3 protein-coding genes are annotated in these 14,795 nt (G+C 39.3%); 1 reads left to right on the forward strand and 2 read right to left on the reverse strand.

What is annotated here, in order from left to right; translation table 11 throughout:
- Positions 1-253 precede the first annotated feature (253 nt).
- The gene (locus tag C3007_RS11505) at positions 254-7,513 is read right to left on the reverse strand and encodes a YadA-like family protein (protein WP_165779931.1); all 7,260 of its coding nucleotides are present in this window, start codon (positions 7,511-7,513) and stop codon (positions 254-256) included.
- A 78-nt stretch (positions 7,514-7,591) separates the two neighbouring features.
- Complete coding sequence (locus C3007_RS00630) at positions 7,592-12,529, reverse strand: ESPR-type extended signal peptide-containing protein (protein ID WP_103852587.1); 4,938 nt, start codon at positions 12,527-12,529, stop codon at positions 7,592-7,594.
- Positions 12,530-12,858: 329 nt separating this feature from the next.
- On the opposite strand from C3007_RS00630, the gene C3007_RS00635 reads away from it, so the two are divergent.
- Complete coding sequence (locus C3007_RS00635) at positions 12,859-14,769, forward strand: FTR1 family iron permease (protein ID WP_103852588.1); 1,911 nt, start codon at positions 12,859-12,861, stop codon at positions 14,767-14,769.
- Positions 14,770-14,795 lie beyond the last annotated feature (26 nt).

The following is a 14,795-nucleotide window of genomic DNA, read 5'->3' on the forward strand; positions in this document are numbered from 1 at the left end:
TTATTCTTATAAACTTTTACTTGCTCCTTAATTTTAAACATAAGAAAACTCCTCTCCCACTTTAACAAAGTGGGATTTTTTTATCTTTAGTAAAATAATGTTGCCTAAAATTCTTGTGAAAAATCGATCTTTTTGTCTTTATCAACCTTACAAATCATAGCAATCTTTACCATTACCTGCTAATCAATATATAAAAAAATCCTTCCCCCTAAGGGAAAGGATTTTTATTCTAACAGTTAGTCAAGTAGCGAAACTACCATTGATAGCCAACACCCACAGAGCCACCAAAGTCTCCACGAGTATTTGCATTACCTGTTAATTTCAAGATAACTTTACCATTATCACTTGCTCTTGAATAACCTACGGCAATAGCCCCTTGTCCTTTATAAGTACCTGCTGCTGCTACCATTGATTTACCAGGCATATAAACCTGCGGTAAACCAGCTGTCGCAGTTGCTCCTGCAATACCTGCACGAAGGTCTTTATTAAATTTATTGATGTTATTGTTAATGTTACCAACAGCACCTTTTAACTGTCTTACATTCACAGCATCAGTATCATCTTTACCATCTGCTACATTAGTAATACGGTTACCGCCGTTATTCAGGCCATTAGTTGTCAAACTTACTGTACTATTATTGCCAGCTGCATTTGGACCACTAATTGTTACACCATTACCTTGAACAGTTGTAGAGTTTCCTGCTGCATCTGTCGTAGTGACGGAATTTAGACCTTTAAGATCCTTAGCAAGTTTAACTGTTAACTTAGCATTCTTACCATCTTGTTTTGCAACAACACCGATGTTGTTATCAGTAAGATCATCTGCATCAGTTACACCACCCACAATTTGAGTTGTGTTATTTAATGTCATTTGAGCATTACCAACATCGCCTTGGTATTTGATGCCATCATTTAAGGTTGCTACTTGTTCGGTATTACCATCTGGTTTAGTGTAAACAATACGAGTTTTGCTTTCGCCATCTTTACCGTCATTACCAGCCAGTCCTTTTTCGCCTTGTGCAACGGTTACACCAGCATTTGAACCATCTTTACCAGCAATACCGATAGAACCATCTTTGCCATTAATTGCAATACCTGGAGCACCATCTTTTCCTGGAACACCATCTTTGCCACCAACAACAATTGAACCGCCATCAGCGCCATTGATTGCTACAGCATCTTTGCCATCAGCACCTTTCACACCAATAGAGCCTGGTTTACCATCTTTACCACCAATAGATACTTCACTATTTAAGGCAAATTGGATCTCATTGTCTTTTACAGTTGTAATGATATTTTCATTAGGGTCAGTAAATTTAACTGTTTCCCCTAATTTAACATTATCATCACCACCATTATCTGCAGCAATGTTAAAGCCTTTATTAACTAATGCACCTGCAGTGTTATGTAGATCACTTACATTAACTGCATTATTAGCCACTTTACTTCCATCTTTACCTGCTTCTGCAAGTTGATCTAAGAAGTTCGCTTTATCAGCAGGAACTGGATTACCATCTACAGTTGGACTAATGTCTCCAATAGATGTGCCTACATTCGCTAATTTCGTTGGCTCGGTAGTTTTGTTATTACCGCTATTTAGTGAAGCAATCACATCGCTTGGTTGAACCACTGTGCCGAACTCAGTTTTGAAAGTACCATCTTCTTGTTTGAAAACTCTTTCTCCATCTTTGTTCGTATAAACAACTGGTAACTGAGCATTCTCTACTACTTTTTGGGAATTAACGCTCAAATCATAATGATTATGACCATCTGGATTTGGTACCGGATTTTTTCTAACCTTAATAGTGAGGTCATCTGAACCCACTGTGGTTTTAGCTGCATCCGCCGCTGCTTTCAGCTGACCAACATTCACAGCATCAGTATCTGCTTCGCCATCTGCAACATTAGTAATTTTATTACCACCATTGCTTAAACCATTTTCAGTTAAACTTACATCTGGTTTAGTTGGATCAGAATTAGTAATAGTAATGCCATCTTTATTAATGACTGTGTTATCACCATCCTTACCGAATTTAGCAGAATCTAAGTCTGTCAAATCTTTAGCCATTTTCACAACTAAAGCACCGCCTTCAACATCAACACGGGTATTCGCATCTGTTGCTGTTGCGTCTTTATCTAAACCACCTTTAATTTGTAAGGTTTCATTTAGTTTTTTCGCAACAGTGTCGGTACCATTACCTTGGAAGATTAAGCCATCATTTAAGGTTGCAACTTCTTCTTTTTCGCCATTTGGTTTTTCGTAAACAATACGAGTTTTAGTCTCGCCATCTTTACCGTCATTACCATCTAGGCCTTTTGCACCTTGTGCAACGGTTACACCAGCATTCGAGCCATCTTTACCAGCAATACCGATAGAACCATCTTTGCCGTTAATTGCAATACCTGGATTACCATCTTTTCCTGGAACACCATCTTTGCCACCAACAACAATTGAACCGCCGTCTTCACCTTTGATTGAAACGCCATCTTTACCATCAGAGCCTGCTACACCGATGGAGCCTGGTTGGCCATCTTTACCTACAGTAATCTCATTACCTAAGCCAATTTCTAACTTATGGTTATCAGCATCTGCAGTTACAGTGATACCATCAGTACCCTTAAGCTGAATTTGTTTACCTAATTCTTGAGTAACGGCATCGCCATTATCGTCAGTTAAACCAAATCCTTTTTGCGTTAAGTTTTCAGTGAGTGAATTTGCTGTATTACGTAAATCACTTACATTTACCGCACTATTTGGCTTACTTACAGCTGCTTTTTCTAATGCTTTTGTGAAATCTTCACCATTTTGAGGATCAATCACACTTTTCACATTATCCAAAGTCTGCGGTTTCGCTGAACCATCTTGTGCTACTAATGATGTACCTGTAGGTGTAGCTGGTTTGGCACCTTCTTTTGGCAAGCCATTTTCTAAATCACTTGCTTTATAGAACGTATCACCTACTTTCACTAATGGATTACCTTGTTCATCTGTATAAACAACTGGTAAACCGGTTACATCAATATGGTAAGAATGAACGCCATTCTTGCTCGTAATAGTAGAAACTTTTGTATTCGCACCATCAACGACTTGAACAGTTTCGCCTAATCTAACAGTTTGTGCATTACCGTCATTAGTTTGTAATTTCCAACCTGTATCCGTTAAGTTTTTAGAAACATTCTGCAAATCACCAATATTAGCAACATTTTTCAATGTATCGCCTTTGGCCTCTTCAAGTTTAGTATCACCTAAACCACTTTCAACACCCGTGATTTGACCAGCAGGATTATTAATCACAATCTGGTTACCTGCAACATTCTGCGTAGTAATTGCACCTGTTGAACCATTTACATTCACACCAGGTTTATTTTCTACACCTTTATTATTAACAGGATTATTACCAAACACAGCGCTGGTTAAATCTGTCAGCTCTTTAGCCATTTTCACAACTAAAGCACCATCTTCAACATCAACACGGGTATTCGCAGCTGTTGCTTTTGCCTTGTTATCTAAACCACCTTTAATTTGTAAGGTTTCGTTTAGTTTTTTCTCAACAGTATCGGTACCATTACCTTGGAAGATTAAGCCATCATTTAAGGTCGCAACTTCTTCTTTATCGCCATTTGGTTTTTCATAAACGATACGAGTTTTGCTCTCACCGTCTTTACCATCATTACCATCTAGGCCTTTTGCACCTTTCTCGACTTTAATGCTTGCTTGACCATCTTTACCATCAGCACCAGCCTTGCCGTTTACGCCATCAACGCCATTAAAGACGATTGCGTCTTTAGTAATTGTTGTGCCATCACGACCGTCAGCACCCTTAACTCCGATAGTTCCATCTTTGCCATCTTTACCACTTACGCGTACATCACCAGAAAGTGAAACTTCTAGACGGCGACCGTCTTGATCTGCATCTTTAGCCGTTACTGTAACCCCATCAACACCTTTAATTTGAATTTGTTTACCTAATTTTTGAGTAACTGGATTACCGTTATCATCAGTTAAACCAAATCCTTTTTGAGTTAAAGAATCAGCAGTATTTTTCAGATCACTCACATTGACAGCACTATTTGGTTTATTATCAGCAGCTTCTTTCAATACTGTTGAGAAATCTTTATCCGCAGTTGGAGCTTCAATTACACTCTTCACATTGTCCAATGTTTGAGGTGTAGCAGTACCATCTTTAGAAACTAAAGTCGTTCCTGTTGGTGTCGCTTCTGGTGCATCTTGGTTAACCACACCATCTGTAACATCGTCAGCTTTATAGAATTTATCGCCTACTTTCACTAACGGATTTCCATCTTCATCAGTATAAGCAACTGGTAAACCGGTTACATCAACATGGAATGTATGTTTGCCATCAGCATCAGTTACCGTTGAAACTTTGGTATTTGCACCATCAACTACTTGAACAGTATCGCCTAATTTAACTGTGCTTTCAGTACCATCATTAGTTTGTAACTTCCAACCAGTGTTCGTTAGGTTTTTAGAAACATTCTGCAAATCACCAATATTAGCAACATTTTTCAATGTATCGCCTTTGGCCTCTTCAAGTTTAGTATCACCTAAACCACTTTCAACGCCCGTGATTTGACCAGCAGGATTATTAATCACAATCTGGTTACCTGCAACATTCTGCGTAGTAATTGCACCTGTTGAACCATTTACATTCACACCAGGTTTATTTTCTACACCTTTATTATTAACAGGATTATTACCAAACACAGCGCTGGTTAAATCTGTCAGCTCTTTAGCCATTTTCACAACTAAATTACCTTCATCATCAACATCAACTCGGGTATTTGCATCCGTTACATCTTTACCTTCGGCTAATCCACCTTTAACAGTTAAAGTTTCGTTAAGTTTTTTCTCAACAACTGTGTCACCGTTACCTTTGAATTTTAAGCCATCATTTAAGGTTGCAACTTCTTCTTTATCGCCATTTGGTTTTTCATAAACGATACGAGTTTTGCCGTCTTTGCCATCATTACCGACTTTGCCATCATTACCGGCAAGTCCAGGCTCACCTTTCTCAACCTTCACGCTTACTTGACCATTTTGTCCGTCTGCGCCATCCTTGCCGTTTACACCATCAACACCGTTGAATACGATTGCATCTGGTTTCACAACAACAGATTTACCATCTACACCATCTTTACCATTGGTTACAGTAACCTCTTTAAATTCTGGTGCTTCTGCTACTTGAACTTCAATTTTACCGTCTTTCACAACAGTACGAACATTCTTAGCTGTAGTAGTTACATCATCTGCTGCCCCACCAACGACTTCAACTGTTTCACCAAGTTTTTTGGTTACAGAATTGCCGTCTTGTGCGGTTAAACCAAAACCTTTGTTAGTTAATGCATCAGCAGTATTTTTCAAATCGCTCACATTTACAGCATTGTTGGCATTTGCTGTATTTGCAGCATCTAATTTATCAAGGTAAGTATCGCCAGCTTTATCTGCGATGCTTGAAGCTACATTAGCTAACTTAGTTGGAGTAGAAGTTGAACCATCACCACTATTCATGGAAGCAATAACATCAGCGGCCTCAACGCGTGTGCCCTGACCATCTGCCTGAGTATTAAACGAACCATCCGCTTGTTTATATAATTTATTGCCTTCAGCATCTGTATAAACAACTGGTAATTGCGCTCCCTCTACAACTTGTTGCTTATTAACTTCTAAATCATAGTTTGTATGACCATCTGCTTCAGTAGTTTCGGCAACAAACACTGAGCCATCTTGAGATGTTACAGTAGTTCTAGCCTTTTTCACATCAGCAATATTTGCAGCATTAGTTAATGTATCACCAGTTGCGTCTTCAAGAGCAGTATTTCCTAAGCCACTTGCAACATTAGTGATTTGGTTATTACCATTATCTAAGCCCTCATTACTTAATTTAACGGTATCGTTAGGACCACCAATGAAACTGGTTTCAGTTGCACTACGTACAGCAACATCATCATCACTAGTGGTAACAATAGCACCTCCAGTAATTTCAGTAGAATCACCTGTCGTATCATCAGTGAATACGGCAGAAGTTAAATCAGTAAGATTTTTAGCTAACTTAACAACTAATTCTCCGCCTGTTACATCAACACGAGTATTCGCATCAGTGGCTTCTTCACCTTCATCTAATCCACCTTTAACAGTTAAGGTTTCATTCAGTTTTTTAGCGACAGTTTCAGAGCCATTACCTTTGAATTTGAGACCATCATTCAAAGTCGCAACTTCTTCGTTATTTACTTCAAGACGAGGTTTGGTAGTTGTACCATCAACACCTGGTTGACCGTCAACTTTTGTTGTTAACGTTACGCCATCAACACCATCTTTCCCTGCAATGCTGATACCTGGTTTACCCTCTGGTCCAGTATCACCTTTAATGCTTACACCATCTTTGCCGTCTTTACCTACAACATTGATTGTACCTGCTTGTCCAGGGGTGCCATCTTTAGCTTTTTCACCAACGGTAACCTCATTGCCTAATGCTAATTTTAATGAGTTATTTGTAGTATCCGCAGTAACTGTAATACCATCTTCACCTTTGATCTGAATAGCTTCACCAAGATTTTTCTTCACTTGAGTGTTTTTATCATCTGCTAAAGCAAAACCTTTATTGGTTAAGTCATTTGAAACATTTTTCAAATCACCAATATTCGCTGCATTAGTCTCATTTTCAGGCGCATTAATATCACCACCACTTGCCACATTAGTGATTTGGTTATTACCATTATTTAAGCCGTTTTCGGTTAAGCTAACTGTTTTAGCTGGATCATTTGCACCGCTACCATTATCTTTGTTGATAGTTACACCATCTTTATTGATAACTGTTTTATCTGCATCAGATGTACCAAAGGTCGCATTAGTAAGATCGGCAAGCTCTTTAGCTAATTTAACGGTAATAGAACCATCTGCCGCACCAACTGTACCAATGTTATTATCAGAGAGTTTACTTGCATTAGCGCCACCTTTCACAGATAAAATCTGATCAGGGTTGCGTAATACAGTAACATCTGTGTTATCACCTTGATACTGGCTATTTGTGGTATGGATTGCATTATAAACATCACCACCATTTACAATCTGAGTACCACCTTTTGTAACATACTCAACATTACCACCTTTCGCAGTGCTATCATTATTTGTTACAGTACCTTTATCAAAATCAGGTGTCATTGATGTAGCAATCGTAATATTACGGCCATCTTGAGTTACTGCAATATTTTTACCAGCTTTAACAGTTACAATATCATCTGTTTGTACCGCTGTTTCAGCAGAACCAGTTACAGAGCCACCATCAGCTGCAGTTGTCAGTTTCCAACCTTTTTTCAACTCAGTGATATCATTAGTATTTGTATTGGCTTTATCATCAACTGATTTCACTGCTGCTTCTGTAGCTGCGCGATTTGCATTATCACCAATACCATAATCGGCTTTATTATCCGTAGGATTACGAGCGTCTAAGCCAGCAACTTTTCCATTAGTTACAGTTGTACCACCAACAGTCAATCCACTATTATTTAATGTAGATGCCCCAGTAGTAACACTACCACTATCAGTTAAATTTAATTGTTTAGCTAATTCAATTTATAACTTATCACCAGCTACTTTAGTTGAAATATTTGAATCAGCACCAACCACTTCAATTGTATTGTTAAGATTTTTCTTAACTTCTTGCTTGTCTTGTGCTTTTAATCCAAAAGTAGAAGCTGTCAATTTATCATCAACAGATTTCACCGCACTTTCAGTTGCAGCACGGCCAGCATTTACACCTGTACCATAATCTGTACTGCTAGTATTACGTTCCTCTAAACCTGTAACTTTACCGCCTTCAACTTTTGTAGTTTTACCATTATTGGTAATAGTAACTCCATCGGTATTCATTGAGGTATTGCCTGTAGTTACAGAATCGAAAGCTACGTTGGATTTAGTAGCAACAGAAATCGTATTACCTTTCTGTGTAATGCTAATGTTTTTACCTGCATCAACAGTTACTGTTTCATCAGCTAATACAGATTTCACCTCTGTACCACTAACCTCACCACCTTCAGATGCGCTAGTTGTAACTTTCCAACCTTTTTTCAATTGAGTAATATCATTAGTATTAGTTGTAATATTTGTCGCATTTTGATTTGCTTTATCATCAACAGATTTCACAGCAGCTTCTGTCGCAGCACGATTTGCATTATCACCAACACCATAGTTATTACTGCTAGGGTTACGAGCTTCTAACCCAGTAACTTTTCCACTTTCTAGTTTTGTTGTTTGATTTCCGTTTGTAACGGTAACACCATCATTATTAATTGTCGTATTACCAAATACTGCACTTGTTAAACCAGTTAATTCTTTTGACAATTTAACTGTTAATGTATCAGTACCATTTGAAACAACACCAATATTATTATCAGAAAGCTTATTCTTATCAGTTACGCCACCTTTCACATTGGTAACATCACCTAACTGACGAGTAAACTCATTTGTAGTATTTGCAGCAACATCACCAGCATATTTTGTGCCTTTGGCAATATTTGTGGTATTAACATCCACTTTCTGGTTAGTTGCATATAACTGGCTACCATTTACTGCATCTTTAGAATTTGCAGAGAGTTCACCTGGAGCAACATTAGTGATTTTTTGATCACCAGCATTAATACCTGATTTAGTAATGCTTGGTCCACCAGTCAATGTTAATCCATCTTTATTTAATGTATTTCCATTGATAGTAACACTTCCGTTTTCACCTAAATCAAGTGTTTTAGCAAGTTCAATTTGTAATTTGCCATCAGCCACTTTAGTTGAAATATTTGAATCGGCACCAACCACTTCAATAGTGTTATTAAGTTTTTTCTTAACTTCTTTACTATCTTGTGCTTTTAAGCCAAATTCAGCGGCATTAACTTTATCATCAACAGATTTAACCGCACTTTCAGTTGCAGCACGACCAGCGTTTTCACCAGTGCCATAATTAACACTATTCGTATCACGCTCTTCTAAACCTGTAACTTTTCCTGCTTCAACTTTTGTAGTTTTATTATCTTTAGTGATAGTTAAACCATCATTATTCATTGAAGTATTGCCAGTAGTGACAGTATTTGCTGTTACACTGTTTAAATTAACATCATCTTTAGTCGCAATACTGATTTTGCCTTCTGACTGTGTTAATTTAATATTTTTACCCGCATCAAAGATTAAGGTTTCACCTGGTTGAATAGCATCTTCCATCTGACCAGATTGTTCACCGCCATCGGATGCTGAAACAGTCGCTTTCCAACCTTGATTTACATGTTTAATTGCTTCATCAATCGTTGTTTTACCTGTTCCGCCAACACCATCAGCATCTTTATTACCATCTACCGTTGTATTACCATAAGTAATATTTCCTGTATTAGGATCAACAGCAGCATCGCCACCTAAAATATTCTTAACACTATTTGCAACATTGCCAATAACTTCATTTGTTGCATAAAGCTGTGAACCATTGATTGCATCTGTAGAAGTTGCAGAAATTTCACCTGCAGCAACGTTTTGAATGCGACGTTCATTATCTGCTGCACCAACGGTTACCACGCCATGGGCTGTTGCACCTGCAAAACCACCATAAGTGATCGTTCCAACGGTTGCATTAGTTACTGTACCACCATCACCAGCAGTTGTGGTATTTCCATCTGAACCATCTTTTTTCTTATTCTTCGTTCCAACAGCTGAACCTGCAGCAGCACGGCTATTTGAACCAATGTAAGCAGAGTTCGCCACATCAGCGGTAACATTATTACCCAATACTTGAACATTAGAAGTGGTTACTGTGTTGTCGTTACCGATAACGCGGATACCATCATTTGCACCACCAGTAAGGTTATTGTTATTACCAAATACCCCAGAATTATCAGCTGCAATCGTTCCGTTATTATTACCTACAGAATAAGTGCCTGTTCCTGTAATTGTTGTTGGATCACCAATTGCACCAGAGTTATTTCCCGTTACAACATTTCCAGTACCAATAGAGATAGCATTAGCCCCTTGTGCTTTAGCACCTTTACCAATAGCAATACCTGCATTTCCTGAAGTAACTGCCGACGATCCCATTGCAATGGCATCACTTGCCGTCGCTTGTGCACTATTACCAATAGCCGTCGCAGATGTCTGTATTGCTTGAGCATCATCACCAAACGCTATTGCTGATTTCTCAGATCCTTTTGCTCTACGACCAATTGCAATTGCATGATTTGAAGTCGCTTGAGCTTGATAACCTTGAGCAATAGCAACCTCACTACTCGCTAGTGCACTAGGTCCAATAGCCACACTAGATAATCCAGATGCATTTGCAGTTACCCCAACAGCCACTGTATTTGCGGCCATCGCTTGAGCATTATGACCAACAGCAGTACCACTTGTAGCCTTTTTTGCAACTTTTGCATTATGCCCTACCGCAGTAGAACTCATAGATAAAGCACGCGTATTAATCCCTAATGCCGTTCCATAAACGGATCCTGCAATATTTTTAGCCGCACTTGTAATATCGGTATCTGTTGTATATTCTGCACCAGAGATAGCTCCAGTACCAACTGCAACACCATATTCCCCAACAGTAGAATAGCGACCAATTGCAACAGAAGCACTTGCTACATCTTTAGTCTCATCTTTTAATACTTTAGCTTCTTCACCAATTGCCACACCACCATAGCTTAATGCATTCGCACCAATAGCAATAGTAGTATTATCCGAAGAACGTTCAGAATGCGCACCTCGACCAATTGCAATAGCATCAACAGATGCATTTGCTTTATAACCAATTGCAACAGCATTATTTGCTTTATATTGGGTTCCAGCCATTAAACCACCAAATCTGTTAAGAGTAACATCATTAGTTGTTGCACCAGAACCAATAACTACCGCATATTTTGCTCCCTCAACAGTCGCTTCTGTACCAATGGCTATAGAATCTTGAGCATCAGAACCATCACCTCCATTTTGTGATTCAACCTTAGCCTTTGAACCAATAGCAATACTTTTTACACCACTAGCCTTAGTTGCCTTAACTAAATCATAAGTATTATCAGATGCTGAACTAGCTTCGCGTCCACCAATCGCAATAGCACCTTTAGCATTTGCTGTAGCTGATGCACCAAGTGCAACAGTACTAATTGCGTTGGCAACTGCAGTTGTACCAACCGCAACCCCTAACTTATCTGAATAAGCTTGGCGTCCAACAGCAATAGATGAATTGTCAGCATAACTTGTTGTCCCTACCGCCACACCTGAAGAATTTGCTTTAGATTGCAAACCAACAGCAACGGACACTGTATTAGCAATAGCATTTCCACCTAATGCAACTGATCCCTCTGTTGCAGCCGATTGATCACCTACAGACAAAGTACCAAATCCAGTTGAAACCCCATACATATTTTGGGAATTAGCTCCTGATGTCGTAATGCCAGGATGTCCATTGTTCCCTCTAATTCCTGCTAACGAACGATCATTACTTTTAGCGCTTGCTTTATTACCAACCGCAATATTACCAATATAATCACTTATTGAATCTGAACCAATCGCAATTGCATTATTTAAATTAGTATCTTGTTGAGATGTAGTACTTTTTTCTACTCTAGCATTCGCACCAATAGCGATAGATTTATCCCCTTTAGCTCGAGCCACAGAACCCACCGCCACAGAAGAGTCACCTTCAGCCATAGTGCTACTGCTTTCAGTATAAGTAGTCATACCAACAGTCTCGCCTGTGGTACCACTAGAAACTCGTTGAATTTCAGCATCGGCACTACCGATAGCTACCGCGCGTTTACCTGTTGCAGTTGCTGATTGACCTACCGCAATCCCCCCTAATTTTTTGGCATAAGCAGCTGTACCGATCGCCATTGACATATCACCGGCAGCAGAAGCCTGACGCATTACAGCTAAAGAGTTAAATGCTGCCGCACGTGCTGCCGTACCTAATGCAATCGCACCAATATCACTTGCATGAGTAAAAGAACCTAGAGCAATAGACATCCCACCTTCAGCAGTTGCGTAGTTACCAATGGCAATACCTGATGAAGCCACACCACCATTATTTCCCCCTGCACGGCTAATGGTATTTGCAAATCTACCAATAGCAATACCGGTCTGGGTCATACCCCTACTTTCGGTATATAAAGGACTTCCACCAGAACCATTTGCAACAAAAGCTGATGATTCTGGATCAGCAAAAGATTCATTCCCCGGAGTAAAATAGTTTAAAGGTTGAATGGTTGGATCATCTGCTGCTTTTGCCGCACTTCCATCGGTATCAAGATTTTTAGTCTCACCAAATGGTGTGGTTGAATTAAAGGCCACATAAGCATTAGCCGCTGTCGGCAGTGCTAGCAATACGCTAAGAGAAAGTGAATTTAACAGGAAACTTTTTGATAGTTTTGAGGTCTTTTTAATAGAGCCTACAATTGTGGTTGGTTTTCCGTGGCGCGATGCCAGCTCAGAAACAACAACCCAAGTTTGTAATGCTTGATTCCAAACAATACGGAAGATTTTGTTCATAATAGATATCCTAAGTGTTTATTGTATAAAGTAAATAAGTTAAGTTAATTAACTGGCTAACTACTTTATATAAAGCTAAAGCTAAAAAATAACCTCTTTATCTAGCGAGAGATAAATCGTGCGAATGTTACCAATTAAAGGATAAATTCTCAAATTTTTTAGTGTAATCTTTTGTAAATTTTTTGTTGATTTTGCTCTAGATCAATAGATAAAACTTGATTTTAGTCAAGAATCTCATCGGGCTCGTATGTTTTTGCTTGATAAATATCGGAATAAGCGCATAATACCACGCAAATAAGAATAACTTTTATTTAGATTAGAGAATAAAAATGGTGTTTTTGCGTTATTGTCGTTATCTGCTGTGCTTAACTTTACTCTTCTTTGCTTCTTTTTCCTCCGCTTCTGAAAACTATCAACAATGGGTGCAAGACATTGAAAATCGTCTTAATAAAACCGCTCAGCTTTACCAAAAAAAGCACATTGATGATGCACGCACCGAAGTGCAAATGGCATATTTTGAGGTGTTTGAGAATTTAGAGGGCCCAATTCGCATTAACTTTTCCGCACAAAAAAGCTATCAAATGGAAGCCACCTTTGGCGAGATCCGAAAAATGATCGGGGAAGGTAAACCCTTGCCAGAAGTGCAGGATAAAATTGCCCAACTAAAACAAGATCTGCAATTAGTCTTACCAGTTTTAGAGCAAGGTCATCAGCTCAATGCCTCTAATCAACACGATGTTTATCAGCACGCTGAAATTGAACCTTACTGGCAAGAAAGTTTTAGAACCATTGATGATCTGCTCGCCCAAGCCATCAGCACTTACCAAAAAGGCGATTTTGCGCAAGCGAAAAAATTGGTACAGCAAGCGCAGTATGATGGCTATAAAAACAGCGAAATGGAAATGTCCATTCGTAAAAATCGTTCCGCGGCGGCTTCAGCGAGTATTAATCAACAATTTTATGATTTGATTAAACTCAGTGAGCAACCCGAGCAAATTAATGCGTTAGGCTATCAAATCACCACGCTGTTACAGGATATTGAAGAACAGCTCCCGCAACTGCCAACCACCAAAGTGGCACAGGCAACAACGCAAAGTGCGGTGCAAAATTCGCAAGATTTTTCTGACAACCAAAACTGGGGCAAGGTGGCAACTCAGGTCAATGCGGGAATCAAAAATGCCATTACCCTATTTGAAAAAGGCGAAAGCAAAAAGGCGATGCTTGCGGTGCAAGATACCTATTTCGATATTTTTGAAAATAGCGGAATGGAAAACAAAATCGGCTCGCGCGATAGCAATTTTAAAACAGAAATTGAGGGCTACTTCACTCGCTTAGTGAGTCTAATGAAAGCCAATCAGCCCGCCGAACAACTGCATCAACAAGCACAAGGTTTAGCACAAAATCTCAATAAAGCAGTAGAAATGTTGCAAGGCAATCAACAAAGCGATTGGGCAATGTTCCTTTATAGTTTCTTAATTATGCTGCGTGAGGGCTTAGAAGCCTTGCTGATTGTGGCGGCGATTGTGGCTTATTTAGTGAAAAATAATCATCAAGATAAATTGCCAGTGATTAAGCAATCGGTCTATGTGGCGTTGATCGCCAGTGTTATCACCGCGGCTATTTTCCAGCTGGTGTTCTCTAATTCAGGGGCAAGCCGCGAATTACTCGAAGGTTTCACGATGATGATTGCCGTGGTAATGCTCTTTATGATGAGCTATTGGCTGCTTTCCAAAGTGGAAGCGCAAAACTGGAAACGCTATTTAGAAGGCAAACTGTCCGCCGCACTCAGTACCGGATCGCTCATTGGTTTATGGATCACCAGTTTCCTTGCGGTGTACCGCGAGGGCGCAGAAACCGTGTTGTTCTATTATGCGCTGGTTGGCGATGCCACTAACGCAATGAGCTATGTGTATTTATTCGCTGGTATTGTGGCAGGCGTTGTGGTGCTTGCTATTTGCTATGTGATTATGCGTTATTCGGTGGTGAAGTTGCCACTAAAACCGTTCTTTATGTTTACTGGTTCTTTTATGTATTTAATGGCATTTATTTTCGCAGGAAAATCGGTGCTAGAACTGATTGAAGGAAAACTGTTTGAGCCAACACTGGTTGCCAATGTGCCAGAAATTTCGTGGCTCGGCATTTATCCTTACATTGAAACCCTAACGCCTCAGGCTATTTTACTTATCGCAGCCGTTTTCGCTTTGTTCTATATGAAACACCAAAGCAAAAAACAGGCTTAATATTGATTTTTAACCTTTAATAAATA

This window comes from Avibacterium gallinarum, from assembly GCF_002921135.1.
Classification (GTDB): Bacteria; Pseudomonadota; Gammaproteobacteria; order Enterobacterales; family Pasteurellaceae; genus Avibacterium; species Avibacterium gallinarum.

Coding starts and splice junctions, on each gene's coding strand:
- C3007_RS00630 (WP_103852587.1), bottom strand. CDS start 12,529: ATGAACAAAATCTTCCGTATTGTTTGGAATCAAGCATTACAAACTTGG.
- C3007_RS00635 (WP_103852588.1), top strand. CDS start 12,859: ATGGTGTTTTTGCGTTATTGTCGTTATCTGCTGTGCTTAACTTTACTC.